The organism is Bradyrhizobium sp. BTAi1, assembly GCF_000015165.1.
Classification (GTDB): Bacteria; Pseudomonadota; Alphaproteobacteria; order Rhizobiales; family Xanthobacteraceae; genus Bradyrhizobium; species Bradyrhizobium denitrificans.
This window is the reverse complement of record NC_009485.1, coordinates 2,757,661-2,783,799: the sequence shown is the minus strand read 5'-3', so window position 1 is coordinate 2,783,799 and position 26,139 is coordinate 2,757,661. Positions and strand designations below refer to the sequence as shown.

The 26,139-nt window shown below is 64.5% G+C and carries 24 protein-coding genes; 5 read left to right on the top strand and 19 right to left on the bottom strand.

What is annotated here, in order from left to right:
- Positions 1–20 precede the first annotated feature (20 nt).
- The 4 genes from BBTA_RS12520 to BBTA_RS12505 all read right to left on the bottom strand — a co-directional run bounded on the left by BBTA_RS12520 (position 21) and on the right by BBTA_RS12505 (position 3,828).
- Complete coding sequence (locus BBTA_RS12520; RefSeq protein ID WP_012042854.1) at positions 21–293, bottom strand: hypothetical protein; 273 nt, start codon at positions 291–293, stop codon at positions 21–23.
- Between the two features lie 691 nt (positions 294–984).
- Entirely contained in the window at positions 985–1,431 is a 447-nt protein-coding gene (locus tag BBTA_RS12515) for a RidA family protein (protein WP_012042853.1), read from the bottom strand.
- Positions 1,432–1,452: 21 nt separating this feature from the next.
- Positions 1,453–3,156 carry a benzoate-CoA ligase family protein gene (locus BBTA_RS12510; RefSeq protein WP_012042852.1) on the bottom strand — a complete coding sequence of 568 codons (1,704 nt, stop codon included), beginning with the start codon at positions 3,154–3,156 and terminating at the stop codon, positions 1,453–1,455.
- Positions 3,157–3,333: 177 nt separating this feature from the next.
- Positions 3,334–3,828 carry a MarR family winged helix-turn-helix transcriptional regulator gene (locus BBTA_RS12505; RefSeq protein WP_012042851.1) on the bottom strand — a complete coding sequence of 165 codons (495 nt, stop codon included), beginning with the start codon at positions 3,826–3,828 and terminating at the stop codon, positions 3,334–3,336.
- A 293-nt stretch (positions 3,829–4,121) separates the two neighbouring features.
- On the opposite strand from BBTA_RS12505, the gene BBTA_RS12500 reads away from it, so the two are divergent.
- Positions 4,122–5,294: an ABC transporter substrate-binding protein gene (locus BBTA_RS12500; RefSeq protein WP_012042850.1), complete on the top strand. Its 1,173-nt coding sequence runs from the start codon at positions 4,122–4,124 to the stop codon at positions 5,292–5,294.
- 20 nt (positions 5,295–5,314) lie between these two features.
- On the top strand, positions 5,315–5,773 hold the full coding sequence (locus BBTA_RS12495) for a cupin domain-containing protein (protein WP_012042849.1): 459 nt from the start codon (positions 5,315–5,317) through the stop codon (positions 5,771–5,773).
- Positions 5,774–5,888: 115 nt separating this feature from the next.
- Here the strand turns inward: BBTA_RS12495 and BBTA_RS12490 are convergent, their stop codons facing one another.
- The 4 genes from BBTA_RS12490 to BBTA_RS12475 all read right to left on the bottom strand — a co-directional run bounded on the left by BBTA_RS12490 (position 5,889) and on the right by BBTA_RS12475 (position 11,259).
- Positions 5,889–7,136 (bottom strand): flavin-dependent oxidoreductase, encoded by a 1,248-nt coding sequence (locus BBTA_RS12490; protein WP_012042848.1) that lies wholly within the window; start codon positions 7,134–7,136, stop codon positions 5,889–5,891.
- Positions 7,137–7,190: 54 nt separating this feature from the next.
- Positions 7,191–9,539, bottom strand: a complete 2,349-nt coding sequence (locus BBTA_RS12485) for a bifunctional salicylyl-CoA 5-hydroxylase/oxidoreductase (protein WP_012042847.1) — start codon at positions 9,537–9,539, stop codon at positions 7,191–7,193.
- A gap of 85 nt (positions 9,540–9,624) precedes the next feature.
- Complete coding sequence (locus BBTA_RS12480) at positions 9,625–10,461, bottom strand: enoyl-CoA hydratase family protein (RefSeq protein ID WP_012042846.1); 837 nt, start codon at positions 10,459–10,461, stop codon at positions 9,625–9,627.
- A gap of 36 nt (positions 10,462–10,497) precedes the next feature.
- Positions 10,498–11,259: an SDR family NAD(P)-dependent oxidoreductase gene (locus tag BBTA_RS12475; protein WP_012042845.1), complete on the bottom strand. Its 762-nt coding sequence runs from the start codon at positions 11,257–11,259 to the stop codon at positions 10,498–10,500.
- A gap of 285 nt (positions 11,260–11,544) precedes the next feature.
- Between BBTA_RS12475 and BBTA_RS12470 the strand changes: the two genes are divergently transcribed.
- Together BBTA_RS12470 and BBTA_RS12465 are read left to right on the top strand one after the other, a co-directional pair.
- Positions 11,545–12,639: an NAD/NADP-dependent octopine/nopaline dehydrogenase family protein gene (locus BBTA_RS12470; RefSeq protein ID WP_012042844.1), complete on the top strand. Its 1,095-nt coding sequence runs from the start codon at positions 11,545–11,547 to the stop codon at positions 12,637–12,639.
- A gap of 38 nt (positions 12,640–12,677) precedes the next feature.
- Complete coding sequence (locus BBTA_RS12465) at positions 12,678–13,622, top strand: 3-hydroxybutyryl-CoA dehydrogenase (RefSeq protein ID WP_012042843.1); 945 nt, start codon at positions 12,678–12,680, stop codon at positions 13,620–13,622.
- Between the two features lie 13 nt (positions 13,623–13,635).
- On the opposite strand, the gene BBTA_RS12460 is transcribed toward BBTA_RS12465, so the two are convergent.
- From BBTA_RS12460 to BBTA_RS12440, 5 genes are all read right to left on the bottom strand, one after another.
- Positions 13,636–14,403, bottom strand: a complete 768-nt coding sequence (locus BBTA_RS12460; protein ID WP_012042842.1) for an ABC transporter permease — start codon at positions 14,401–14,403, stop codon at positions 13,636–13,638.
- Positions 14,400–15,176, bottom strand: a complete 777-nt coding sequence (locus tag BBTA_RS12455; RefSeq protein ID WP_012042841.1) for an ABC transporter permease — start codon at positions 15,174–15,176, stop codon at positions 14,400–14,402. Before BBTA_RS12455 ends, BBTA_RS12460 begins: the two co-directional genes overlap by 4 nt.
- Positions 15,173–16,018 (bottom strand): ABC transporter ATP-binding protein, encoded by an 846-nt coding sequence (locus tag BBTA_RS12450; protein ID WP_012042840.1) that lies wholly within the window; start codon positions 16,016–16,018, stop codon positions 15,173–15,175. Before BBTA_RS12450 ends, BBTA_RS12455 begins: the two co-directional genes overlap by 4 nt.
- A 103-nt stretch (positions 16,019–16,121) precedes the next feature.
- Entirely contained in the window at positions 16,122–17,828 is a 1,707-nt protein-coding gene (ilvD, locus tag BBTA_RS12445) for a dihydroxy-acid dehydratase (RefSeq protein ID WP_012042839.1), read from the bottom strand.
- 32 nt (positions 17,829–17,860) lie between these two features.
- Entirely contained in the window at positions 17,861–18,838 is a 978-nt protein-coding gene (locus tag BBTA_RS12440) for an ABC transporter substrate-binding protein (protein WP_041750596.1), read from the bottom strand.
- Positions 18,839–19,142: 304 nt separating this feature from the next.
- On the opposite strand from BBTA_RS12440, the gene BBTA_RS12435 reads away from it, so the two are divergent.
- The gene (locus tag BBTA_RS12435) at positions 19,143–19,493 is read left to right on the top strand and encodes a RidA family protein (protein ID WP_012042837.1); all 351 of its coding nucleotides are present in this window, start codon (positions 19,143–19,145) and stop codon (positions 19,491–19,493) included.
- A 21-nt stretch (positions 19,494–19,514) separates the two neighbouring features.
- On the opposite strand, the gene BBTA_RS12430 is transcribed toward BBTA_RS12435, so the two are convergent.
- From BBTA_RS12430 to BBTA_RS12405, 6 genes are all read right to left on the bottom strand, one after another.
- Complete coding sequence (locus tag BBTA_RS12430; RefSeq protein WP_012042836.1) at positions 19,515–19,751, bottom strand: hypothetical protein; 237 nt, start codon at positions 19,749–19,751, stop codon at positions 19,515–19,517.
- A 220-nt stretch (positions 19,752–19,971) separates the two neighbouring features.
- A complete protein-coding gene (locus BBTA_RS12425) occupies positions 19,972–20,316 on the bottom strand; it encodes a hypothetical protein (RefSeq protein ID WP_012042835.1) in 345 nt (114 codons plus the stop codon).
- Positions 20,317–20,690: 374 nt separating this feature from the next.
- On the bottom strand, positions 20,691–23,051 hold the full coding sequence (locus BBTA_RS12420; protein WP_041750595.1) for a TonB-dependent siderophore receptor: 2,361 nt from the start codon (positions 23,049–23,051) through the stop codon (positions 20,691–20,693).
- 409 nt (positions 23,052–23,460) lie between these two features.
- Positions 23,461–23,691 (bottom strand): hypothetical protein, encoded by a 231-nt coding sequence (locus tag BBTA_RS12415; protein ID WP_049795350.1) that lies wholly within the window; start codon positions 23,689–23,691, stop codon positions 23,461–23,463.
- Positions 23,688–24,836, bottom strand: a complete 1,149-nt coding sequence (locus BBTA_RS12410; RefSeq protein WP_012042832.1) for a PepSY domain-containing protein — start codon at positions 24,834–24,836, stop codon at positions 23,688–23,690. The genes BBTA_RS12415 and BBTA_RS12410 overlap by 4 nt, the downstream gene beginning before the upstream one ends.
- A 424-nt stretch (positions 24,837–25,260) precedes the next feature.
- Positions 25,261–26,109: an SDR family oxidoreductase gene (locus BBTA_RS12405; protein ID WP_012042831.1), complete on the bottom strand. Its 849-nt coding sequence runs from the start codon at positions 26,107–26,109 to the stop codon at positions 25,261–25,263.
- Positions 26,110–26,139: the final 30 nt, after the last annotated feature.

The window sequence follows — 26,139 nt, the reverse complement described above, 5'->3', positions numbered from 1 at the left end:
GCTCTTATCGTCCCGCCGCGCTACCGTCCCCCCGCCGCCCGCTTCAACAACGCCGCGCGCTGCTGATCGGTGAAGCTCACACCCGACTTCTTCTCCACCACTTTCACCGCCCATGACCGCATCGGATCATCATCGACCCGCGCCGGCTCGCGCAGGATAGCGACGCCGATCTCCAGCATCTTGGCGTCGGCCTGATGCTCGATGCCGCCACCAGCACTCGCCAACGCGAATGCGCCGGCGGCAGCGCCGAAGCCGGCCGCCAGCGCCGTTGTGAGGAATAGTTTCCAGTCCACCTAGGCCCCCTGCTCTCATCGCCACTGCGCCGCCACGCTCGAACAGGTTCGTGTCTGCGACATGGCCATCCCGAGCCCTTCCTTCGGCAGCAAGCGCGTCACCCGTCCACATTTGTGCGGTCCGTGACCGCGCACGGCGCGAGAACTGTGATCCCCGTGTGATTGCCCGTCGCGTTACCATGTCGCAGCAATCAGGCCTTGTACCGTCGGGCAAATCACGACGATGGTTGCGCCCAACCTGGCTCAACGAAAGGGGCGTACGCGTCGTCACGTGACGTGAGGCAGGCTGCGGTGGACGCCATTGCATCATGCGCTTGTTGCGCGGACGAGTGGTGCTGTGGCGTACGGTGAAGTCGTGATGTCCTGACACCCCGATGCTGGTGTCACGCGCGCAGCCATGCATGCGCATGGCGCGCGCAATGGTGGCCAACAAGCCCGGCGCACCAGGGAGACCACGTATAAGCCGTCAGACCATCGCGCAGGGAAGGCCGGAATGTTCGGCCCACCTGTGGTTCCTGCCCCGTGCATTTTTGATCGCACGGGGGCCGCGGGTGTGGTGGACACCCGGCCTTTCCTGCGCCCTCGATCTTACCGGGGGTGATCGATCAGCAAGGCTCGGACGCAGCGGCGCCGCGAGAACGCGATGTCACATCCTGAGATCTCAGCCAGCCTTCGCGTTCGGATCCCACGCTCAGCGCGGCACCACCGCGGTGGCCTCGATCTCGACGCGGGCCGCCTTCTCGACCAGCCGCACCACCTGCACCAGTGCCATCGCCGGATAGTGGCTGCCGAAGATCTCGCGATAGATCCTGCCGAGTTCCTTCAGATTGCCGAGATACTCATCCATGTCGACCACGTACCAGGTCAGCCGAACGAGATGCTCGGGCCGCGCCTGGCCTTCGGCCAGGATGGCCGCGATGTTCTGCAGCGTCTGGCGCACCTGCGCCAGGAAGCCGTCGGCGAGCTTCTCGTGTTCGTCCCAGCCGATCACGCCGCCCGTGACCACGATCCGGCCCTCGGCGCTGATGCCGTTGGCGTAGCCTTTCGGCATCGGCCAGCCGCCCGGCTGCAGCACGCGCAGACCCTCGCTTTCGTCCTGCCTCGCCACGGCCGCGATGGGCGCTTTGGTCGTGCTCACAAACGTCTCTCCTTGTCTATCCTACGCGGCAGTGCCGGACGACGGCGAGGTTGCGGCTTGCGCAATCTGCCGCAAGGCAAACCGCTTGAGCTTGCCGGTCTCGGTCTTCGGCAACTGCGTCACGAATTCGATCGCCCGCGGATATTTGTAGGGCGCGATCTCGCGTTTCACATGCTCCTGAAGCTCGGCGACCAGCGCAGGGGTGCCCGCCACGCCCGGCGCCAGCACGACATAGGCCTTCACGATCATGCCGCGGGCCTCGTCCGGCGCACCGACCACGCCGCATTCGGCCACCGACGGGTGGGTCAGCAGCGCCGCCTCGACGTCCGTGCCGGCGATGTTGTAGCCGGACGAGACGATCATGTCATCCGACCGCGACTGGTACCAGAAGTAGCCGTCGTCATCCATGACATAGGTGTCGCCGGTGACGTTCCAGCCGTTCTGGACGTATTTGCGCTGGCGCTCGTCGGCGAGATAGCGGCAGCCGGTCGGCCCGCGCACCGCGAGGCGTCCCATCGTCCCCGGCGGCACGTCACGGCCCTCGTCATCGACGATCTTCGCCTCATAACCCGGCACCGGCTTGCCGGTCGCCCCGGGCCGGATCTCGTCCTCGACGGCGCTGATGAAGATGTGCAGCATCTCGGTCGAGCCGATGCCATCCATCAGCTTCAGCCCGGTGGCCTTGAGCCAGGCGTCGAAGGTCGGCTTTGGCAGCGTCTCGCCGGCCGAGACGCATTTGCGCAGCGAGGAGATGTCGCGCCCCCCAAGCTTGGCAAGCATGGCCCGATAGGCCGTGGGCGCCGTGAAGCAGATCGTGGCCTTGTAGCGCTCGATGGCGGCGAGGAGATCGTCGGGCGAGGTCTTTTCGAGCACGACATAGGATGCGCCGATATGCATCGGAAACAGCACGCCGCCGAAGCCGAAGGTGAAAGCCAGCGGCGCCGTGCCGATGAAGCGGTCGCTCTGGTTGGCACGCAGCACGTTGCGGGCATAGCCATCGCACACCGCGAGCATGTCGCGGTGGAAATGCATGGTGCCCTTGGGATCGCCAGTCGTCCCCGAGGTAAAGGCGATCAGGCAGAGATCATCGGACGCCGTATCGACCGCCTTGAAGTCGGGGCTGGCATCCGCAATCAAGGCCTCCAAGCCATCGGGCTGGCCGCTGCCCCAATACACCACCTTTTGCAGCGCGGGCGCGACCGCACGGGTCTTTTCCATCTCATCCGAAAGTTTGCCGTCGCAAAGCGCCAGGGCGATCTGCGCCTTCTGGATCGGGTAGGACAGCTCTTTCGCACGCAGCAGGGGCATGGTGGCGACGACGATCCCACCCGCCTTGATGACGGCGAGATAGGTCGCCACCATCATCGGATTGTTGGCAGAGCGCAGCAGCACGCGGCCGCCGGGCACGAGGCCGAGCCTGCCGACGAGCACGTTGGCGATCCTGTTCACCAGCGCCTGAAGCTCGCGATAGGTGTAGCTCACCTCCGCGCTGATGATGCATGGCGCGTCGCCCCGCCCCTCCTCGACCCAGCGGTCGACGAAATGGGTCACGCAGTTCAGGCGCGGCGGATACTGGTATTCCGGCCGGCTGAAAACGAAGTCGGGCCACAGCTCGCGCGGCGGCAGATGGTCCTGCGCGAACGTGTCGACGTGGGCGCTATGCGCCTTCGTTCCGTCCGGAAGTTGAGCCTCGTCGTGGATCTGAGCACTGGCGGCAGAGGCCATCTCACGCTCCTGTCTGAAGGAAAGGACACCCGGCACGTTTCAGTCCTAAACATTTTAGACTTAAAACATTTGGACGCAAGAGCGGAGGAGAGTTGAAGATTGTGCACTGCCCGCAAATTGTTTGAGCGTTTGCCGCCCGGCGCGGCGGCGCGGCCAGGCAACAGCGCTGCCCGAGCCTCAAGTCTGCCGGCGCTGCACGGCGTTCTGCGCCGATCCCTTGGTCTTGGCGAGCAGGCGCATCAGCTCACGCACATCCTTGGGCGTCAGCTCGCTGAACAGATCGGCGATCCAGGTTTCATGCTCGGCCGCCATCTTGCGGAATTCCGCGCGGCCGAGCTTGGTCAGCCGGATCACCTGGACGCGCCGATCGGTCTCGGAGGTCCGGCGATCGAGATGACCGGAATCGACCAGGCGCTCGACGAGCCCGGTCACATTGCCGTTCGACACCATCATGCGCTTGGAGACGTCCGACAAGGTCATGCCGTCAGGGGCCTTGTCGAGCTGAGCCATCAGGTCGAACCGCGGCAGCGTGACGTCGAAACGCTCGCGCAGCCGGGTGCGGATCTCACCCTCGATCAGCGTGGTGCAGGTGAGGAGCCGCAGCCACAGCCGCAACTCCTCGGCATGGTCCTCGGGCAGCTCGACGGCCTTAGTCTCGGAATCAAGAGTCATGACGGAATCACATGCGGACGTTCAGCCCAAACGGGCGAGACTTGGGAGTTTGACCTTTCGGGCCTTCCCGGAGCAAGGAAAAACGTACCATCGCCACGGCACCGCGCGAGGCACGACAATTCCTTTAACCTTCAAGCAATTGGCGCGGCGCTTGCATGCGCGCCTGAACCACCCCGCAGCACGAGCAGCTCGCTTGCGGCCGGGGGCGGCATCAGACTAGGCTTGAGCCGGACTTGCCGTCTGGTCAGGTGCACAACGCATCGTCCTGAATTTCAGAATCCGGGGGAGTTGTCATGAAAGTGAGTTCGAAGCTGGCGGGGCTGGGCCTGGCCGCGAGCCTGTTGGCGCAGCCGGCGCTGGCCGCCGACAAGATCAAGATCGGCGTCATCGTCACCCTGTCCGGACCGGCAGCCGCGCTTGGCGGCCAAGTCCGCGACGGCTTCAATCTCGCGATCAAGGACCTCGGCGGCAAGATGGGCGGCAAGGACGTCGAGGTGATCGTCGCCGATGACGAGCTCAAGCCGGACGCCGCGATCACCAAGGTCAAGGGCCTGCTCGAGCGCGACAAGGTCGACTTCGTCGTCGGCCCGATCTTCTCCAACATGCTGCAGGCGATCCACCGGCCGGTCACCGAGAACAAGACCTTCCTGATCAGCCCGAATGCCGGCCCCTCCTCCTATGCCGGCAAGGAGTGCAACCCGTTCTTCTACGTCACGTCGTATCAGAACGACCAGGTCCATGCGATCCTCGGCAAGGTCGCGCAGGACCGCGGCTACAAGCGGATGTATCTGCTGGTGCCGAACTATCAGGCCGGGCGCGATTCCGTCGCCGGCTTCAAGCTCGACTACAAGGGCGAGATCGTCGAGGAATCCTACGTCCCGCTCAACACGCTCGACTTCCAGCCCGAGCTCTCCAAGATCTCCTCGCAGAAGCCGGACGCGGTGTTCACCTTCATGCCGGGCGGCATGGGCGTGAACCTGGTCAAGCAGTTCAAGCAGGCTGGCCTTGCGGACACCATTCCGGTGCTGTCGGCCTTCACGGTCGACGAATCCACGCTGCCCGCGCAGCAGGATGCGGCAGTGGGCATGTTCGGCGGCGCCGACTGGGCTCCCAATCTCGACAATCCGCAGAGCAAGAAGTTCGTCGCCGGCTATGAAGCCGCCTACAACAGCGTGCCGGGAACCTACGCGATGCAGGCCTATGATGCGGCGCTGCTGATCGAGAGCGCCGTGAAGGCGGTCGGCGGCGACCTCGCCAACAAGGACGCGGTGGCGGCGGCACTGAAGAAGGCCGACTTCACCTCGCTGCGCGGCAGCTTCAAGTTCAACACCAACGGCTATCCGATCCAGGACTTCTATCTGACCAAGGTCGCCAAGCGTCCTGACGGCAAGTTCCAGACCGAGATCGTACAGAAGGTGTTCGAGAACTACGCCGACCGCTACGCCAAGGACTGCGCGGCCAAGTAACAACAGGGAGCGAAACCACCATGAATCATCCGGAAATCGCCGGCATTACCCGCGCCAATGAGGGCATCCAGGGCATCTCCTGGAACATCCTCGGCCAGATCTATGTGCCGAAGAACCGCACCGAGCACAGCTTCTCCTGGCACGCGACCTTCCCGGTCGGCACCTTCGTGCCGCCGCACATCCATCCCGACCAGGATGAGTACCTCTACATCCTCGAAGGCCGGCTCGATTTCTTCCTCGACGGCGCCGAGGAATATGCGACCGCCGGCGACACGGTGCGGCTGCCGATGGGCAAGCCGCACGGCATTTTCAACAAGTCGCAGCAGACCGCGAAGACGCTGTTCTGGGTGTCGCCGACGCGACGGCTCTACGAGCTGTTCTGGGCGATCCACAACATGCGCGAACAGAACCCGGACGATGTGGTCAAGCTCGCCGCCGAGCACAACATCCACTTCCTGCCGCCACCTCCGGGAGCTTAGTTCGGCCAAGAACTTGGCTATCGCGCGGCATGCGGTGCACTCCCTCTCCCCGTCCTTACGGGGAGAGGGGCGGGGCAAGGGGCAGCCCCAACGACGGTGTTGTATATGGGCCCGGCTACGACGCCTGCCGCGTCACCATCCGCGCAGCAAAGCCGGCCCGGCTCGCATAGCCGCGCACAATGGCCTCACGGGCCTCGTAGTTGAGGATCGTGTTGATGTCGGTGAAGCCCTGCGGCGCGAGTTGCTCGACCGCGTCGATGACGCCTTCCGGCCCGCCACGGCGGTTGGATGCCACGATGTCGGCCGTCATCGGCAGCCGCTTCTGCTCATAGGCCATCAGCGCCTGGCGCGGATGCTCGGAGCGGGCCAAGGCATCGGCGAGCGCGCGGGCATCGAGAATCGCCTGCGAGGCGCCGTTGGAGCCGACCGGATACATCGGATGCGCAGCGTCGCCCAGCAGCGTGACGCGGCCGCTCGACCAATAGGGCAGCGGGTCGCGGTCGCAGCATGGGTATTCCCAGAACTCCGGCGTCGCCCGCACCATCGCGGCGAAGTCGACCTGGGGAATGGAGAAGCCGTTGACATGCGGCATCAGTTCGTCGGCCTTGCCGAGCCGCGACCAATCCTCGCGCCGTGGCGGGGTGGTATTGGCATCGCCGATGCGCACCAGCACGGCCCAGTTGGTGAGGCGGGTCGCGGGGCTCGAGCCCTCGGCGATCGGATAGATCACCGCCTTGGCGTTGAGGCCGCCGGCAATGATCATCGAGCGGCCGGTCAGGAACACAGGCCAGTCGGTGGCGCCACGCCACAGCATCAGGCCGTTCCAGCACGGCGCGCCCTCATTGGGGAACAGCGTCTGCCGGACCTTGGAATGAATGCCGTCGGCGCCGATCAGCACGTCGCCACGGACGGTGTGGACATGAGCGCCGCTGCGGTCGAAGAAATAGGCGGTGACCCCGCCCTCGTCCTGCGTGAACGCGCCGAGCCGGCAGCCGGTGTGCACCTTGTCCGGCCCAAGCCGCTGCATCACCGCCTGATGGATCACGCTCTGCAGCCGGCCGCGATGGATCGAGAATTGCGGCACGTCGTGGCCGGCCTCGACGCCGCGGGTCTCGTGCCAGACCTCCTGGCCGCGCCGGGTCAGATAAAACAGCTCATAGGTCCGGATCGCGACCTCATCGAGCCGGTCGAGCAGCCCGAGTTGGGCCAGCTCGCGAATGGCATGCGGCAGGGTGTTGATGCCCACGCCAAGCTCGCGGATCGCATCCGCCTGCTCGAACAGCTCGCAGTCGATGCCACGCGCCCGCAGCATCAGGGCCGTGGTCAGTCCACCGATACCGCCGCCAACGATGATCGCCTTCATCGCTCTCTACTCCACTCGCACGGAACGCACGGGGCAGCAGCGTCGCATGGAGGCTTACTCCGCCGCAAGCGGCTTCGCAGCCTCGGCCCGCAGCTCCGCCCGCGTTTTCGGCTTAGCCTTAATCTTCAGCTCCTCGAAATCCAGCCGGTCGCGCACGCTGTTGCGGAAGATCTGCTCCTTGCCCGGCAGATATTGCGGCGGGCAGAACATGTCAGCGCCATACCAGGCGGCGGCCTTCATCGTGAAGGCGGGGTCGACCAGATGCGGGCGGCCGAGCGCGACGAGATCGGCGCGGCCGGCGGCGAGGATGGTGTTGACCTGATCGGCCGAGGTGATGTTACCCACGCACATGGTCGCGACATGCGCCTCGTTGCGAACCTGATCGGAGAACGGCGTCTGGAACATGCGGCCGTAGATCGGCTTCGCCTCGCGCACGGTCTGCCCCGTCGAAACGTCGACGAGATCGACGCCTGCCTCGCCGAACGCGCGGGCGATCAGCACCGCGTCGTCTCCGGTGATCCCGCCCTCGGCCCAGTCGGTGGCGGAGATGCGCACCGACATCGGCTTGTGCGCCGGCCACGCCGCGCGCATCGCCGCGAACACCTCCAGCGGAAAGCGCAAGCGGTTCTCCAGCGAGCCGCCATAGTCGTCGGTGCGCCTGTTGGTCAGCGGCGAGATGAAGCTCGCGAGCAGATAGCCGTGGGCGCAATGCAGCTCGAGCATGTCGAAGCCGCAAGCGTGGCCACGCTCGGCCGCGGCGACAAAGTCGGCCTTGATCGCATCCATCGACGCGCGGTCGAGCTCGCGCGGCACCTGGCTATCGGGGAAATATGGCAAGGGCGACGCCGACACGACCTCCCAGCCGCCCTGCTCCAGCGGACGGTCCATGCCGTCCCACATCAGCTTGGTCGCGCCCTTGCGGCCGGCATGGCCGAGCTGCAGCGCGAATTTGGCTTGCGAGTTGGCGTGGACGAAATCGACGATGCGCGTCCAGGCCGCCTCCTGCGCGTCGTTCCACAGACCGGCGCAGCCGGGCGTGATGCGCGCATCGCGGCTGACGCAGGTCATTTCGGTGAACAGCAGGCCGGCGCCGCCGATCGCGCGCGAGCCGTAATGCACGAGGTGAAAATCGCCGGGGATGCCCTCCTCGGCCGAGTACATGCACATCGGAGACAGCACCGCGCGATTGACCACCGTCATCTCGCGCAGCTTGAGCGGCTGGAACATCGGCGCGACCGGCTTGTCGACATCGACGTCAAAGCCCTTGGCATGAACCTGCCGCGCAAAGGCTTTGTCGACCTCGGCGACGAAGTCCGGCGCCCGCAGCGTCAGATTGTCGTAGGTGATGGCCTTCGAGCGCGTCATCACGCCAAACGCGAACTGCACCGGATCGAAGTCCCAGAAGCGATCGACATGCTCGAACCACACCAGCGAGACGTCCGCGGCGTGCTGGATCTTCTCGACTTCCTCGCGACGGCCATTCTCGTAAAGCTCGAGCGCGGCAGCGATGCTGGGCGCGCGCGCCATCGCATCGGCGAGCGCGATCGCGTCCTCCATCGCCAGCTTGGTCCCCGAGCCGATCGAGAAATGTGCCGTCGACTTGGCATCGCCGAGCAGGACCATGTTGTCCTTGACCCAGCGCTTGTTGCGGATCATCGGGAAGTTTCGCCACATCGAGCGGTTGATCAGCAGCGGATGATCGCCGAGGAACCAGCCGAAGATCTCCTTCATACGATCCGCGGATTGCCGCTCGTCCAAGCCGGTGAGGCCGGCCCGCTCGAATGTCGCCGGATCCGTCTCGAAGATCCAGGTCGAATGCCCCGCCTCATACTGATAGGCGTGCGCGATGAACGGCCCCCATTCGGTCTCCTGGAAGATGAAGGTGAAGGCGTCGAGCGGCTTGGTCGATCCCATCCAGGCAAACTTGTTGGCGCGCAGGTCGACCTCGGGCTGGAAATGCTCGACGTGCTTCTCGCGAAAGCGGCTGTTGATGCCGTCGGAGAGCAGAATCAGATCGGCACCCGCAAACAGCGCCTCGTTGTCGATGTCGACCTCGAATTGCAGGGTGACGCCAAGTTCACGAGCCCGTTCCTGCAGGATCATCAGCAGCGTGCGGCGCGAGCAGCCACAGAACCCGTTGCCCCCGACCCGGTGCACCGTGCCGCGGAAGTGCACCGCGATATCGTCCCAATAGGCGAACTCCTGGGTGATGCGCTGGTAGCTCGGCAGGTCGTATTTCTCGAAATTGTCGAGCGTAGCGTCGGAAAACACCACGCCGAAGCCGAACGTATCGTCGGGGCGGTTGCGTTCGTAGACCGCGATGTCGGCGCTCGGCCGCTGCTTCTTGAGCAAGATTGCCGCATAGAGACCCGCGGGTCCGCCACCGATGATCGCGATCTTCATGAACGCCTCCGCACGAGAGCCGAGCCAATGAAATTATTTTAACCCTAAAATATCTCCTGGCAAGCCCCTCCGGTTCCTTGCCCGGTCAATTCCCCTGAAACACCGGCTTGGATTTGGCGGCGAAAGCCTCGAAAGCGCGCGTGAAATCCTCGGTGGTCATGCACAAGGCCTGGGCAACTGCCTCGGCCTCGATCGCCTCCTCCACCGACATCGCCCATTCCATCGCCAGCATGCGCTTGGTCATCGTGTTGGCGAAGGTCGGGCCGTTCGCAATCTCGGTCGCCAAGGTGACCGTCTGCGCCAGCACGTCGCCTGGCGCGACGATGCGGCTGAAGAAGCCCCAGCGCTCGCCTTCCTCGGCGCTCATGAAGCGGCCGGTATAAAGCAGCTCCGAGGCGCGGGACTGTCCGATGATGCGCGGCAGGATCGCGCAGGCCCCCATGTCGCAGCCGGCGAGACCGACCTTGTTGAACAGGAACGCCACCTTGGCGCCGGTCGCGGCGAGCCGGATATCGGAGGCCATCGCGACGATTGCCCCGGCGCCGGCGCAGATGCCCTCGACGGCGGCGAGGACAGGCTGCGGACAGGCGCGCATCGCCTTGACGAGATCGCCGGTCATCCGGGTGAAGGCCGTCAGGCCCTTGGTATCCATCTTCACCAGCGGCCCGATGATCTCGAACACGTCGCCACCGGAGGAGAAATTGCCGCCTGCACCGGTGACGACCACGGCCTTGACGTCGTCATCGAAGGCGCAGGCGCGGAAGAAGTCGGCCAGCTCACGATAGCTGTCGAATGTCAGCGGATTCTTGCGCTCGGGCCGGTTCAACGTGACCGTCGCGACGCGGTCCTTCACCGCCAGCAGGAAGTGACGGGGCTGGTAGTCCGCCAACGGCAGGGTGACGGGATTGGCCGGTTTCGACATGATTGTTTCCTTCCTGTTGTCGTCGGGTGTTGCCGATCATACTTCGCCGCCTGCGACAGCGATCGCCTGCCCTGTGATGGCGCCCGCGCCGGCACCGCACAGCCACACGACGGCGTCGGCGACTTCCTGCGGCATGATGAGCCGCCCTTGCGGATTGTGCTTGGCGAGCTCAGCGATCGCCTGCTCGCGGCTGCGACCGGTCTTCTTCATGATGTTGTCGACGCTCTCCGCGACGAGATCCGTGTCGGTGAAACCAGGACAGACGGCGTTCACGGTCACCCGCGTGGCAGCCAATTCCAGCGCCAGCGAGCGCGTGAGACCGACCACCGCGTGCTTGGCCGCGGTGTAGGCGCTGACATAAGGATATCCCTTCAAGCCTGCCGTGGACGCCACTGCGACGATGCGGCCGTAGGGCCTGCTCTTCATGGCGGGCAGCACCGCCTGCGCGGCATGCACGACGCCCATGAAGTTGATGTCCATCATGCGGCGGAACAACGCGGCGTCCGACTTCAGGAATGGCGCTGATTCTGCGCTGCCCGCATTTGCAACGAGGATGTCGATCGGCTGACGTGTCGCAGCCACGGCAACCGCTGCACTCAGTGCAGCCTGATCGGCAACGTCGGCGATCGCCGTGTGATCGGCACATCCAGCCCCGACCGCTTCATCGAGCGTCGCGCCGTTGCGGCCGACGATCGTGACAATTGCGCCGGCCTGCTTGAGCGCCCGCGCGATCTCGCGGCCGATGCCGCGTCCACCGCCGGTCACAACGGCATGTGCGGCGTGGGGAAGTCCGGACATGCGCGCGTCTCCTCCGATGTCAGTGGCAGGCCTCACCACGCAATTTATTTTAACCTTCAAATTTTTGCAACAACGCGCCTGATGCGGCTTGACTCCCCTGCCTCCCCGGCTAGCGTTCCTGCATCTGCTAAGAACAGCTTTGCTGCTCGGCGCGCACTGTCCGATGCCCCCACCTGCGTGTCGCGGGTTCGACGACGAGGGTTCTGCCGGCTGGAAGACCGGCGTCGAACGCGCTCCGGCGGCAGGCGTATCTGCGAGTTGCGGTTTGGACAGGGAGACTCGATCTTGAAGATTGCAGTGCTGGGGGGCGGCAATGGCTCCTTTGCGGCCGCAGGGGATTTCGCCCTCGGTGGTCACGAGGTGCGGCTGTGGCGCCGTGATGCGGAGCTGGTCGCCCAGCACAGAGCGGCGGGATCGACGATCATCGTCAAGGACGTCAACGGCCGACACGAGGCCAGGCTCGCCCTGGTCACGACCGACATCAGCGCGGCCGTTGCGGGGGCTGAGCTCATCCTCTGCCCCGCGCCGGCTTTCGCGCAAGCCGACATTGCGCGCCAGCTCGCGCCGCACCTCGTGGATGGCCAGGTCGTGTTCCTGCCGCCGGCCACGTTCGGCACCATGATCTTCGCGGCGGCCGCGCGCGATGCTGGCAACAAGTCCGTCGTCAGCTTCGCCGAGACCGGCACCCTGCCTTGGCTGACGCGCAAGCACGACCTGTTCGAGGTCGCGATCACGATCCGGGCCAAGCGGCTCCCGGTCGGCGTGTTCCCGCTCAAGACGGCGGAGCACGCGCTCGCGATCATCGGCGGCGCCTTTCCCGGCGTCATCGAGCCATGCGGCGACGCGCTGTCGGGCGCGCTGATGAATGCGGGGTGCATCATTCATCCGCCGCTGATCGTGATGAATGCCGGGCCGATCGAACATTTCGAGCGCTGGGACATCCACAAGGAAGGCACGCAGCCCTCGATCCGTCGCGTGACCGACGCGCTCGATCACGAACGGATCGCGGTGCGCGAGGCACTCGGTTATGGCGCGCCGCATTTTCCGCTGGCGCACCACTATGCCAAGGAGGGCGAGATCTGGATGTATGGCCGCGGCTCGCATGACCGGCTGACGGATTCCGGTGATTGGCGCGAGCAGCTGGTGCTCACGCAGCACCGCTATATGCGGGAAGATCTGCGGCTCGGCCTGTCGTTGCTGATCTCGGCCGCCGAACTGGCCGGCATGCCCACGCCGCTCGCCCGCGCCTTTCTCGCCATCGGCGGCGCGATCTGCGGCGAGGACTTCATGGCGATGGGGCGGACGCTCGCAAGCCTCGGCCTCGGCGGTCTCGATCGCGCCGCGTTGCAAGCGCTGTTGGCTGAAGGATATGCGGCATGAGCCCGCGCGGTCACGTTGCCTGTCTCGGTGCAGGCCGCATGGGCCGCGGCATTGCGGTCGCCTTCGCCTATGCCGGCCATCCGGTCACGATGATCGACATCAAGCAGCGGACGCCGGACGAGTTCGCGCGGCTGCAGCGCGAGGCGCTCGGCGAGATCGAGGCCACGTTCGCCACGCTCACACGGCTGGGATTGCTGCAGGCCACGGATGCCGCGAAGCTGATGCGCAAGGTCGCCGTCGCTCCAGCCGACACCCGTGACGGCGTCCTGGCGCACACGATGCTGGTGTTCGAGGGCGTCCCGGAGATCGTCGATCTCAAGCGCGAGGTGCTGGCTGCAGCCTCACGCGCGGTCGCATCCGACGTGATCATCGCGTCGACGACGTCGACCATCCTGGTCGACGATCTCTCGGGCGCCGTGGAACGGCCGGAGCGCTTCCTCAATGCGCACTGGCTCAATCCGGCCTATCTGATCCCGCTGGTGGAGATCTCGCCGGGCCTTGCGACGGGTCCCGAAGTCACTGAACGCTTGAAGACGCTGCTCGAGGGGATCGGCAAAGTGCCGGTGGTCTGTGCCGCCACGCCGGGATTCATCGTGCCGCGCATTCAGGCGCTCGCGATGAACGAGGCCGCGCGGATGGTCGGCGAAGGCGTCGCGAGTGCCGAGGAGATCGACAAGGCGATCCGCTATGGCTTTGGCTTCCGCTTCGCGGTGCTCGGCCTGCTCGAATTCATCGACTGGGGTGGCGGCGACATTCTCTATTACGCCAGCCGCTATCTCGAAGGAGCGCTGCACAGCGACCGCTACCGCGCACCCGAAGTGATCGAGAAGAACATGGCCGAGGGCCGCATCGGCCTGCGCAGCGGTGCCGGCTTCCTCGACTATTCCGGCCTGGACGTCGCGGCCTATCGCGAGCAGCGGCTCGGCGCGCTGGTCGACATGCTCCGTCACCACAAGCTGGCGCGTCCGCCGGTGGTCGATTGAGCGCGCGGACTGATCAAACCGAGGGAAAGCCGCGCAGCAGGTAGGCACGCAGCCCCTGCAACAGGCCATTGAGGATGAGCCCCAGCAGCGAGATGGTGATCAACGGCACGAACATGTCGACCGCCTGGAAGGTCCGCGCCGCCGTGACCAGCACATGGCCCAGCCCATCGGTAGAGGTGATCATCTCGGCCAGGAACACCACGATGCACGAGATGACGAGGCCGATGCGACAGCCGGTCAAGATGGAGGGCATCGCCGCCGGCAGCACCACCTTCCACAACACGTCGCGCGGCGGCGTGCCAGCCGCGAGCGCCGACCAGATCAACTTCTGTTCGACGATGGTCGCGCCGTAGTAGGTCGACAGCAGGATCGGGAACAGCGCGTCCGCCGCCACCAGCATGATCTTGGATTCGTGGTTGAAGCCGAGCAGCAGCAGGAAGGCCGGATACAGCGCGACCTTCGGCAGCGGCGCCAGCACGCGCACGATCGGCCTGACCACGGCATTGACCGGCGGGCTGACCGCCGCGGCAATGCCGATGGACACGCCCAGCACCACCGCGATGGCAAAGCCGGCGAACAACCGAAACAGCGTGGCCGCGATATCCTGCTGAAATGTGGCACTGGCGAGCTGCTGCCCCATGCGCAGGAACACCTGCACCGGCGGCGGCAGCAGCGTAGCCGGCGCGTAGCCGAACGAGACGAGGCCCTGCCACAGCAGCAGGACCAGCACGATCGGCGCAGCGCCGAGCAGCCATTCGTTGGTCGTGCGCGTCGTGATCATGAGAAGCTCAAGGGCATGTCGAATTGCGGTTCCGACCAGCGCACCAGCCATCTCCGGATCGTCTCGAACACCGCGTCCAGGCAGATGCCCATCGCGCCGATGATGATGATCATCGCAAACACCGTGTCGTACTGGCCCATGTCGAGCGCATTGAACAGGATGTTGCCGGCGCCGGATTGCCGCGCGATCATCTCGCTCGTGACCATCGTGATCAGTGCCAGCACGAGGCCGGTGCGGCATCCGGTCAGGATCTCCGGCAGCGCGGCAGGCAGCACGATGCGCAGCAGGCGTTCGCCAGCCGACAGGCCCATGGCCGCGCCCGACCACAGCATCTTCTCCTCCACCGCCTTGGCGCCCTCGAAGCTGTGATAGATGACGGGAAGGCTGACGCCGAGAAAGATCACCAACGTCTTGGAGACGTCGCCGACGCCGAGCCACAGCATGATGATCGGCATCAGCGCCGCTTTCGGCACCGGGTAGACCAGCATCAGGAGTGGATTGAAGAAGGCAGCGGTCGCCCTGCTCCGCCCCATCAGCAGCCCGAGCGGAATCGAGAACGCGAGCGCCAGCGCGAAGCCGATCGCCATCCGCCGGAGCGAGGCCAGGATGTTGATCAGCGCTTCCTTGTCAGTGAGGATCGGCGGGATCGCGCGCAGCGAGTCGAGAGCCGTCGGAAAGCTGTCATTCTTCAACCCGAGCGAGGCCAGTTGCCAGGTCAGCAGCAGGCCGCAGCAGGCCAGCGCCGGCGACAAATGCTTCAGAGCGCCCTTCATGACGGCAGCTCGTTGTCGCCGGAATCGTCGAACATGCGCTCGATCTCGACGATGTAGTTCTGATAGCGCGGATCCAGCAGCAGCTCCTCGCGGCGGCGCGGCCGCGGCAGGTCGATGTCGATCACCTCGCGGATGCGGCCGGGCGAACGCGACATCATCACGACCTTATCGGACAGGAACACCGCCTCCTCGACCGAATGCGTGACGAACAGCACCGTCTTGCGATCCCGCTCCCAGATCTCGAGCAGATCATTTTGCAGGCGCGTCCGCGTATGCGCATCCAGCGCCCCGAAGGGCTCATCCATCAGCAGCACTTCAGGACCATAAGCGAGCGTGCGCGCCAGCGCGACGCGCTGCTTCATGCCGCCGGAGAGCTCCTTCGGATAGAACTTCTCGAACCCGGTCAGCCCGACCATGGCAATCAGCTCAAGCGCGCGGGCCTCCGCCTTCGCGGAATTCATGCCCTGCTGCAGCGGACCATACATCACGTTGCCGAGCACGCTTTTCCACGGAAACAGCGCAAATTCCTGGAACACAGGCCCACGATCGGTGCCAGGGCCGGTGATCGGCTTGCCCTTCATTTTGGCCGTGCCGCTGGTCGGGCTGACGAAGCCACCGACGATATAGAGCAAGGTGGATTTACCGCAGCCGGAGGGGCCGAGGATGGAGACGAAGGCGCCCTCCTCGACTGACAGCGAGATGTTCGACAGTGCGGTATGGTCGCGGCGCGACGACGTCTTGAACACCTGCGACACGTGGTCGATCTCGATGATCGGCTCGGCCGGACGACGACCGAGCGGAACGCCCGCGAGCTCGCCGGGTCGAATCGGGGTCACGCCCATGTCCGCTTCTCTTTTCGGTGCAGCACGCTCAAACGCTCCGTGATGTCAGGCATGACAGACCGCCAGATTAGCAAGAAACCTGCCAATCGTCGTCTCGCGCGGCTCATTTCTGCTCCTGATCGAACCACGGCCAGTCCGCGGGTCCTTCATGCGTCACGGCGCCGAGCGGTGCCTGGCCGACGAGCTTGGCATATTTCGCCAGCGCGCCGGCGCGATGCCGTGGCGGCCGCTGCGACCACGCGGCGCGACGGGCCGCGAGCTCGGCGTCGTCGAGCAGGACGTCGAGCGTGCGCGCTTTTGCATCGATGCGAATCGGATCGCCGTCGCGCAGCAGCGCCAACGGACCGCCGACGAAGGCTTCCGGCGAGACATAGCCAATGCACATGCCGCGCGTCGCTCCGGAGAAGCGGCCGTCGGTGATCAGCGCCACCTTCTCGCCCATGCCCTGACCGTAGATCAGTGCGGTCACACCGAGCATTTCGCGCATGCCGGGACCGCCGACCGGCCCCTCGTTGCGGATGATCAGTACCTCGCCCGCCTGATAGTTGCGCGCGCGGACGGCGGCGACGCAGGCTTCCTCATCCTCGAATACGCGGGCCCGCCCCTCGAATACGAGGTTCTTCAGGCCGGCCACCTTGATGACCGCGCCGTCAGGCGCCAGATTGCCCTTGAGCACGGCGACGCCGCCCTCCGCCATGATCGGGCTGGCCGGATGAAACACGATCTCGCCATCGGGCGCATTGGCGGCCCCATAGTCCTCGGCAAGCGTGCGGCCGGTCACCGTCATGCAGGAGCCGTCGATATGGCCGCTCTCGATCAGCGCGCGGATCACAACGGCCGCGCCGCCGATGTCATAGACGTCCTTGGCGGTGTACTTCCCGCCCGGCCGGAGATTGCCGATCAGCGGCGTGCGGGCGAAGACCTCGCCGACATCGTCGAGCGTGAAACGGATGCCGGCTTCGTTGGCGATCGCCGGCAGATGCAGCGCGGCATTGGTCGAGCCGCCGGTGGCGGCGACGATCGCCGCACCGTTCTCCAGGGCCTTGCGGGTCACGATATCGCGTGGCAGCGGCCCACCACGAGCCAGCATCTGCATGATCAGCCGGCCGGCCTGCCGCGCGACATGGGCGCGCTCGGCATAGACGCCGGGGATCATCGAGACGTTGGGCATCGACAGGCCCATCGCCTCGGACAGCATGCCCATGGTGTTGGCGGTGAACTGCCCGGCGCAGGCGCCGATGGTGGGCAGGCACGACCGCTCGATGCCCTCGAGCGTCGCGACATCGATCTCGCCGGTCATGTAGCTGCCGACCGCTTCATACGAATCGAGCACCGTGAGCGTCTTGCCCTGGAACTTGCCAGGCAGAGCGCTGCCGCCATAAATGAAGATCGACGGCACGTTGCAACGAACCATGCCCATCATGACGCCCGGCAGGGTCTTATCGCAGCCGCCAAAGCCGATCAGCGCGTCATAAGCGAGACCATGGACCACGGCCTCGATCGAATCCGCGATCAGTTCGCGCGAGAACAGAGAGAACTTCATTCCCTCATGGTTCATGCTGATGCCGTCCGACACCGAGATGGTGGCGAATTCGCGCGGCGTCCCACCGGCTTCGGAGACGCCCGTCTTGGCGGCGTCGACCTGGAAGTCGTGCGTCATGTTGCAGGGCGTCTGCTCGCCCTTCTGGCTGACGATGCCGATCATCGGCTTGGCGATGTCGGCATCATCCAGCCCCATCGCGCGCATGAAGGCGCGGTGCGGGGCACGATCGAGCCCCTCCACCGTGACGCGCGAGCGCAGCTTCCTCATCGACGACGACCTCCGCCCAAAGCGCTCGCTCCTTACTGGATCGGCGCGACGATCGTGGGATGCTTGAACTGGGCGACGTCGAGTTTCGGCAGCATGCCGGTCTCGGCGTAGATGTCGAGCATCTTCTGGATCGCCGGGAAGTTCGGCGCGGCCACGGGATCACGGCCGAAATCATTGTCCTTCAGGAGGTAGGTCTCGATCACCGGCACCGGCACCTTCATCACTTCGGAGACGACCTTCAAGGTCTCGTCGCGATTGGCGAGCGCCTTCTTCATGCCTGCGGTGATGTCGCGGACATAGGCCTTCACGAGATCCGGATTCTTGTCGACAAAATCGGCGCGGCAGGCTTCGAGGATATGGACGATGTTCGGCATCGCCTCCGAGAGCTGGAACAGCTTCCGCGTGCCGCCCTTGGCCTCGGCGCGCGCCGCGAACGGCTGGTTCATGTTGACCGCATCGACACGGCCCTGGCGCAGCGCATCCTCGGCCACGGCGAAGCCGACCTCGACCAGCTTGATGTCCTTGGCGGGATCGAGCCCGGCCTGCTTCAACAGCAGATTGAACGGCCCCTGCGTGCCGCCGCCGATCACGGAGATGCCGACCGTCTTACCTTTGAGGTCGGCGATGGTCTTGATCGGCGAATCATCCTTGACCGCCCAATACACCGAGAAGCCGCCCGGCTTCTCGTAGACATGCTGGGCGACGATGTAGGCCTTGAGGCCGCCACCGACCACACCATTCGACAGCGACAGCGGCGCCTGTGTCGCGCAGTCGAGCGCACCGGCAGCCAGCGCCTGGGTCATCGGTGCCGTTCCCTGGAACTGGGTCCACTCGATGGTGTAGGTCTTGCCGAGGTCGGGAAACTCGGTGGGACGCTTCATCATCCAATACTTCGATTCCTCCGCCGGAATGGTCCAGCCGACGCGGATCGTCTGTTGAGCAAATGTCGGCCCCGCACTCGTCGCCAGCGCCATACTTGCCAGCACCGCCAGCATCACCTGTTTCCGCATCACGCCCCTCCGCCAATCCATCAAGGAACCTCGCGGAGAATGTTTCATGTCTCAAATATCGGTGCAAGCGCGGAAAACGCCCTTGCCTTGCCTGCCCCGTGAGCAAGATCTGCTTCGCAGCGCGACAAGGCCGCACCGTCAGGACTGCCGCGCTCCGTGTGCCGCGCCGGCTCCGGCAACGCAAGGTCGCGCGCGCCGCCGAACCGAACAAGGCCGGCGATTCCGGCCGTTCAGCCGACTGGCGCTGCCGCGCCGCACGCGCTAGGGAGAGGCCCCCGAATTGATCCTTCCAGGAGTTCTCTCGATGTCGATCCAGCGTTTTGAAACCGGCCCGCGCATGAGCCAGGTGGTCGTTCACGGCAATACCGTCTATCTCGCGGGTGTCGTGGCGCAGAAGACGGCCGGCGAGAGCGTCACCAAACAGACCGAGGAGATCCTCTCGATCATCGACGGTCATCTCGCCAAGGCCGGCACCGACAAGTCGAAATTGCTGTCCGCGACCATCTACCTCACCGACATCAAGACGTTCGGCGAGATGAACGCGGTCTGGGATGGCTGGGTGTCGGCCGGCAACACCCCGGCGCGCGCCACCGTCGAGGCCAAGCTCGCGGCGCCGCAATACACGGTCGAGATCATGGTGATCGCGGCCAAGTAAGCCGCTGCGGTGGCCGCGGCATCAGTCGGTGCCGCGGCGGCCGGTGTTGCGATTGAGCGGATCGCGCCGCTCGCGCGTGAGCCCTTCCGGCAGCACCGGCTCGGTGCCCGGAAGCGGTTCGGCGCGCACATCGGCACCCCACTGCTCCCGTTGGCGGGGCGCCGTGTCGTCCTTGACCTGTTGCAGCTGCGGCAGACCGTCCTTGCTGACGGGGTAGTAGGCGCCGGAGCGCAGGTCGCGCGTGTCTCTGCCTGTCATGCCCTCTCAACAAGCCTGGTCGCGCATTCGTTCCTGGTCGCCGGCCCACCAAAACCACTCCAAAGTCACGACCGCATAATCTCGGTTCGGCGTGGCAAGCTCCGCTCCGGACATCGCGGCCAACCTCGTATGAGGAGCCACGCGAGCGCCGGCGCGGCCTTAGCCCTGTGACAGATCATCGCGACACCTCGCCGCAGCAGATACGGAGGCCAACGCCTCTTCAATCAGCCTTCTTCGGAAACGCCTTGACAGCGGTCCGACGCCGCTTCGACGCAACCCGTGACCCGCGGATGCGGCGCTTTCGAAACTCCAAGCCGCACATCACGACATCGATGCTCTCATGCGGCAGACGCAGTCGTCGACCATGGAACCCAAGCCACCTCTCGACCTGTCGAACATGGACCCGAGCAAGCTCGAATCGGCGCGACAGCTCATCACGCGTGTGAAGCGATGCAATGTCGACGATGTAGTCGAGCCGCTCCGACGGAGTACGGCCGACGAGCTGTGCGTAATCGCTTGCAAGCAATAAATCTATAATCTTCTCAGGCAGCTCCGGCTTACCCATCTTCCATTCCCAAACCCGCCGTGCGTGCCCGCCGAGACAGGCCCGTGGGCCGCCGGCATGAGCCATCACGACGTTCACCGATGATCATGCGACCGCCTCTCCTCGGCGAACGCCGATGACGAACTCCGCTTGGATGAAGGTTGCAGGCCGACGTTCGGCTTGTCCGGCCGCCCTGCGCATCAGTCAGGGGGCGCCAGCGGGCCGCAATCGCGAGAGACCAACATCAAGCTGAATTCACGTCGGCGCAGCCGAGCCGCATCGTTCACGACTTGACATCACGCCACAAAAACTCAGTTCGCATGATGCCCAACAAGCAAGACCCCGCCGCGCATCCGGCGCGCGGCGGATCATTGCTCTTTCGCCGGATCGATCCCTCAGAAGTTGAAGGTCGTGGAGACGAGATATGTCCGTGGTGCCCCCAGCGTGATCACGCCGCTATAGGCAGACGCCCAATAGGCCTTGTTGAATACGTTCTCGACGCTGGCCCGCACCACGATCGGCTTGCCGTTCCACGGCGAGGTGAACGTATAGCGGGCGCCCAGATCGACCCGGGTCCAGTCCGGCAGCGACAACGTATTCGCCTGATTGACGTATTGCGCACTTGTGTAGATCACCCGCCCCGTCAAAGTCAGGTCGCGCACGAACGGCGTATCCCATTCGGCCCCGAGATTCACCGCCAGTTGCGGAACACCGATGGCGCGCTTTCCGTCATAGGTCCCGTTGGTCGTCTTCTCCTGAACCGCGTGGATATAGGTCACGCCGCCCAGCACGCGGAACTCCGGCGTGATCTCGCCAAATATGTTGAACTCTGCGCCCCGATTTCGCTGCATGCCATCGAGTTGTTGCGTCGAGCTGCTCCCGCTGACGACCGTGATGGCGTTACGTTGGCTGATGTCAAACAGACTGGCGGTCGTCGTAATGCGACCGAAGTCGACCTTGATGCCGGTCTCGGTCTGCTTGGTCGACGTCGGCGGGAATACAGTTCCGCCGTTGGCAAACGTTCCGGGAACGATGACCGGTGTCTGCAATCCCTCGACGTAATTGGCATAAAGCGAGACGCGATCGACCGGCTTGACGATCACGGCATAGGCCGGCGTCCAGACCGACGCATCCTTGAAGGGCCTGCTGTTTGCCGCCGCCACATAATCCGTCACCTCCGTGCCTGCCGTCTGACGCCGAGCGCCTACGACGAACTGAAGACGGTCGTTGAACAGCGACATGGTGTCAGATACGCCGACGCTCCACAGATCGACCCCGGTCATCTGGTTGAGACGCACGTAATTGTAATTTGGCGCAGGTGCGTTTACCGGCTCAGTGTAGAGATTCCAGCTGGTCGAGATCGCCCCCGCCGCCGCGGCTGTCGCCGCGCCCGGCCTGCTGACCGGCCAGAGGACGCGCTGATTATAGGTGCGGTCAACAATCGAATAGCCAACATTGATGGCGTGGTTGACCGGTCCGGTATCGACCTTGACCCGAACGCCGGCTTCGCCAGCAAATGTCTCGTAGGTCTCCTTGCCCTGCCCTGGGACCGCCGATAAGGCGCCGGCGTTGGAGTTGAGGGTCGGCGACGGATAGGAATAGTTGATATTGCTGTCGTGGTACCCGAACGAGGCGTAGGCCGTGATGCGATCGCTGAGATCGACTTCGCCCTTCACGGTGGTGAAGAAATCGGTCGGCGCGTAATACGCCCATGGCACCTGGAAATTCAGCCCGGCCTTTGGCGGGTCTGGGATCTGGGTGACGGCACCAACGCCAAAGAAGCGAAGCGGTGGCTTCAGATTGTCGGCCTGGTATCCGATGTCGACAGCCAGACGCGCGTTCTCGCCGCGGTAGTCGAGCCCAAGCGCCACGTTGCCCAGCTCGTCAGTCTGCCGGTTCCAGGGCGTGTTGCCGTTCGAATAGGAGCTGTTCAGCCTGACGCCCCACTCCTTGTGCTCGCCATAACGGCGGCTGACGTCGATCTGCTCGCCGAATTGCGACTTGGAGGCATAGGTTCCCGTCAGCTGCGTGATATCGACATCGGGCGCGTGCTTGGTGATCAGGTTGACGCTGCCGCCGACCGCGCCGCCGCTGGACGCGCCGGTTCCGCCCACCGTCATACCGTTGAGAAGCGCGCTCGGCCCCTTCAACAGCTCGACGCGTTCGATGAAGTTCGCCCCTGTCGAATAATAGGGCGCGATGCCAGCGAGGCCGTTCAGCGCATAGTCGCCGCTGTCGTAGAAGAAGCCGCGGATGAAGAGACCGTCGGCCCCGCCACCGGCCGCCTGGGTCACCCGCACCGACGGATCGTTGATCAGGACGTCGCGGATCGTGCGCGCCTGCTGGTTCTGCATCAACTGCGCGGTGAAGCTCGTCTGATTGAACGGCGTGTTCATCACCCCGCGATTGCCGAGCAGCCCAAGTCCGCCTCCGCTCGCCACCTGCCCGCCGGCATAAGGCGCCGGCGGCGCGCCGATCGTTCCGGTCGAGGGGGTGACATAAGGGACCGGAGCCGTCGTCGGCGGCGGGCGATTACGGGTCTCGGCGCGGCGCTGGACGGCCCGGCTCGGCGATGCTTGCGCGCGCTGGACAGATTGTCGCGGCTTCTGCTTGGGCGCATCCACCGTCACGTCCGGCAATTGGGTTTGAGCAAAGAGCGGCCGTACTCCGCCCGGATCTAACGTCAACGCAATTGTGCTTACAGCAGCCAACAAGATCAAACGTCGGGCATTTGCGCCCGTATCGCGACAAGCCATTTTGACACCCCGTACTACCAAGTTCCACACTGGTCCTTGGCGCTCCTAACACACGGGTATTCGGGGATGGCGTCGCCGATCATAGAACCCATCTAACGAACGACAGGTTTGACAAGATCCAGGCATCAAGTTTTTGCCAGCGCAGCAGAAATTCGGCGCCCGATTTTCGTTGAAGCTTTCTAAAGAAGCGCAACATCTCCTACGTTTCGTCGAGGCCAACGCACCGCGTTGTCCGACTTTAACTAACAGCATTTGGTCAGTTTGCGCGCCTTTTTACAAACGGCAACGACACGACCACGATCCCGCCACAGCGGCATCGGCTCCGATGTCAACCAGACCTCATATTTGAAGCCTTCGGAGTGGTTCACAGTCGCGCGTGACCTCCGAACGTCGCCGTCTCCCGCGCGCGTCAGGCCTGCTTGGCGCTCCGCTTCCACGGCACACCATGGATCAACGACAGCAGAATCGGGACTGACAGGCCCAGCCAACACAGGCTGTCCCAGAGACCGTCACCGAACAGCCCGAATGCCAACCCGGCCGCGCTGACAAGGCCGATCATCAGCGGCGCCCGGAAGACCTGCCACGCCGAGCGCCGCTCGTCACGATCCGACGCGATCGCACTGCTGATCGGACCTTTCATGGCGAAACCACGACCGGGGCTGTCGAACCAACAACGACAGCAGACTTCTTCCTGCTGCCCCATCGTTTGGCGATCCACAGATACAGGCCGCTACTCAGCACGATGATGGTGATGATATCGAGCAGAGCCCAGATGATCTTCAGCGGCAGGCCGCCGTAATCACCGAAATGCAGCGGACGCGACAGCTGCAGCGCGTAAAGATACCAGGCGACCGGCGGCGCCGTCAGCTTGGTCGGATCCTGCGCGTCGACCATGACAGGCTGGAACATGCGCGCCGTGAGCGCCGTCTTGCCCTTGGTCCAGACGATCAGATGCTGCGGACTGCCGAAACGCGCCGTCGTGGGCATCGTCACGGAACTGACCCGCCGATCCGGAAACGCCTGACGGACCGCCGTCACGGCGGCATCGACCGCAGCCGACGCGGCGATCGGCTTACCCTGATAAGGAGCGAGCAGCGCCGGCATGGTCTGCGCTCGCCACAGATCTGACAGCGGCACGGCAAGCGTATTGATCGTTCCGGTCAGCCCGACCGCGAGCGCCCAGCTAACGGTGACGATGCCGAGCAGATTGTGCATGTCGAGCCATTTGACGCGCGACGAGCGGTTGCGGATCGTGCCAAACTCAAGACGACGCATGAAGGGCCAATACACGACAATCCCCGACACGATGGAGGCGACGAACACGAGCCCCATCAAGCCGAGGAACAACTCGCCCGGCAGCCCGGCGAACATGTCGCGATGGATCTGCAGGATGATATCCATCACGCCCTGGTGCGGCGGTTCTTCGCCCAGCACGACGCCCGTGCGTGCATCGACGGTGATGCGATGAAACTGGCCAGGAACGGGAATCGCGGTGGCTGACATCGCGACCGTGACCAGCGGCTCCGCCTCCTTGAGCGTGACAAAAAGCGCATGCTGGCTGGGCAATTGATTGCGCGCCGATTCGATCAAGCGGTCGAGAGACAACACGGGCGTATCCGCCGGCATCGGCGGCGCCGCGATCGGGTGTTCCAGCAATTCGTCGATCTCATGATGGAAGATCAGCGGCAGCCCGGTCAGGCAAAGCATGAGCAGAAAGACCATGCTGATCAGCGAAGTCCACGTATGAATCTGCAGCCATACCCGGGTCGCTCGCGCACTCACCATGCTTCACCACCACCTTCCAACGTCGCGACCTGCACCCGACAGCCACTCCTCGCTGCCGCTGTCGCAACCACATCTCGCTGCTTCGATCTCGACTTCGCTCAAATACAATCGAGCCGGAAAGAGCCAAATACAATGCGAGCGGTCCCCTGATGAGCGCGTGAGCTTCACCACGCTCCGGCGTACCATGACATCGAGTCCCAATGACCCATCGGGCAAAAGCAGCGGTAGCGGCGACATCTATCGCGCGCGGCAACGAGATCCGTATCTTGCCGATCGTCCTCCCTGCATCAAACGAATTCGACGGGGCCGATGCTGGAATATCTTTAAGGTAGAGCACGGCCCGCGGCATGTCGGATCGTCGCGCAGCCGCAGATCGAGCGTCGACGTGGCGGCGATGCGGCCGAATATTGCCAGGCGCTGCAGCTCAGCTTCCGAAGGCCTCGATCACAGCCTGCTGCAACGACAATGTCGGCCGTCCGATCAGGCGCGAGAGCGTTCGGCTGTCGTCGTGCAGGACACCGGCGGCGACGCCCTTCGCCTCCACCTCAGCGAGCATGGCAGCCACCGGAGGCGGCAATCCGACGCTCTCGTAGAAGCTGGCGTGCTCGGCCTGGGTCAGATTTCGATAGACCAGAGGCTGTCCGCTTTGGCTTGCGGCCTCTGCGGCGATATCTCCCAGGGTGTGAGCTGTGTCGCCGGCCAATTCGTAGACTTTGCCTTCATGACCCTTTCCGGTCAGGACCGTGACAGCTGCGTCCGCGAAATCCTTTCGCGACGCCCAGGAGATTAATGCCGTGCCGGCGCTTCCGATCAACTGACCGTACCCGAGCGCCACGTTCAGATTTGTGGTGTGGTTCTCCCAGTACCAACCATTGCGCAGGATCGTGTGAACGAGCCCAGATTCCGCAATCCACTTCTCCGTCTCGGTATGATCCTTGGCGAAGCTAGGTTCCCATCGGTCGGCATGGAGCAGGCTGGTATAGACAAGATGTCCAACACCCGCCGTCTTTGCGGCAGCAATCACATTGGCATGCTCAGCCTGGCGAGTGCCGAATGAGCTCGACGAGATTAGAAGAAGTCTTTCAATGCCCGCGAGGGCGCCTTCCAGAGCGCGGGGGTCGGCGTAGTCGGCTGTCCGGATGCCAACGCCAAGATCGGCCGCCTTGCGCGCATCACGAACGACGGCGACGATCTCGGACGACGGGACGAACTCACGCAGGCGTGCGACAACTTTGCGTCCCAAGTGCCCGGTCGCCCCGGTTACTGCATACATCTGGAAAAACTCCCTGTTACGACGGCGCGG

What these genes read in the sequence shown, in the direction of transcription:
- BBTA_RS12510 (WP_012042852.1), bottom strand. Translation starts at nt 3,156, where the DNA reads ATGGCCTCTGCCGCCAGTGCTCAGATCCACGACGAGGCTCAACTTCCG.
- BBTA_RS12505 (WP_012042851.1), bottom strand. Translation starts at nt 3,828, where the DNA reads ATGACTCTTGATTCCGAGACTAAGGCCGTCGAGCTGCCCGAGGACCAT.
- BBTA_RS12500 (WP_012042850.1), top strand. Translation starts at nt 4,122, where the DNA reads ATGAAAGTGAGTTCGAAGCTGGCGGGGCTGGGCCTGGCCGCGAGCCTG.
- BBTA_RS12495 (WP_012042849.1), top strand. Translation starts at nt 5,315, where the DNA reads ATGAATCATCCGGAAATCGCCGGCATTACCCGCGCCAATGAGGGCATC.
- BBTA_RS12490 (WP_012042848.1), bottom strand. Translation starts at nt 7,136, where the DNA reads ATGAAGGCGATCATCGTTGGCGGCGGTATCGGTGGACTGACCACGGCC.
- BBTA_RS12485 (WP_012042847.1), bottom strand. Translation starts at nt 9,539, where the DNA reads ATGAAGATCGCGATCATCGGTGGCGGACCCGCGGGTCTCTATGCGGCA.
- BBTA_RS12480 (WP_012042846.1), bottom strand. Translation starts at nt 10,461, where the DNA reads ATGTCGAAACCGGCCAATCCCGTCACCCTGCCGTTGGCGGACTACCAG.
- BBTA_RS12475 (WP_012042845.1), bottom strand. Translation starts at nt 11,259, where the DNA reads ATGTCCGGACTTCCCCACGCCGCACATGCCGTTGTGACCGGCGGTGGA.
- BBTA_RS12465 (WP_012042843.1), top strand. Translation starts at nt 12,678, where the DNA reads ATGGGCCGCGGCATTGCGGTCGCCTTCGCCTATGCCGGCCATCCGGTC.
- BBTA_RS12460 (WP_012042842.1), bottom strand. Translation starts at nt 14,403, where the DNA reads ATGATCACGACGCGCACGACCAACGAATGGCTGCTCGGCGCTGCGCCG.
- BBTA_RS12455 (WP_012042841.1), bottom strand. Translation starts at nt 15,176, where the DNA reads ATGAAGGGCGCTCTGAAGCATTTGTCGCCGGCGCTGGCCTGCTGCGGC.
- BBTA_RS12450 (WP_012042840.1), bottom strand. Translation starts at nt 16,018, where the DNA reads ATGGGCGTGACCCCGATTCGACCCGGCGAGCTCGCGGGCGTTCCGCTC.
- ilvD (WP_012042839.1), bottom strand. Translation starts at nt 17,828, where the DNA reads ATGAGGAAGCTGCGCTCGCGCGTCACGGTGGAGGGGCTCGATCGTGCC.
- BBTA_RS12440 (WP_041750596.1), bottom strand. Translation starts at nt 18,838, where the DNA reads ATGCGGAAACAGGTGATGCTGGCGGTGCTGGCAAGTATGGCGCTGGCG.
- BBTA_RS12435 (WP_012042837.1), top strand. Translation starts at nt 19,143, where the DNA reads ATGTCGATCCAGCGTTTTGAAACCGGCCCGCGCATGAGCCAGGTGGTC.
- BBTA_RS12430 (WP_012042836.1), bottom strand. Translation starts at nt 19,751, where the DNA reads ATGACAGGCAGAGACACGCGCGACCTGCGCTCCGGCGCCTACTACCCC.
- BBTA_RS12425 (WP_012042835.1), bottom strand. Translation starts at nt 20,316, where the DNA reads ATGGGTAAGCCGGAGCTGCCTGAGAAGATTATAGATTTATTGCTTGCA.
- BBTA_RS12420 (WP_041750595.1), bottom strand. Translation starts at nt 23,051, where the DNA reads ATGGCTTGTCGCGATACGGGCGCAAATGCCCGACGTTTGATCTTGTTG.
- BBTA_RS12415 (WP_049795350.1), bottom strand. Translation starts at nt 23,691, where the DNA reads ATGAAAGGTCCGATCAGCAGTGCGATCGCGTCGGATCGTGACGAGCGG.
- BBTA_RS12410 (WP_012042832.1), bottom strand. Translation starts at nt 24,836, where the DNA reads ATGGTGAGTGCGCGAGCGACCCGGGTATGGCTGCAGATTCATACGTGG.
- BBTA_RS12405 (WP_012042831.1), bottom strand. Translation starts at nt 26,109, where the DNA reads ATGTATGCAGTAACCGGGGCGACCGGGCACTTGGGACGCAAAGTTGTC.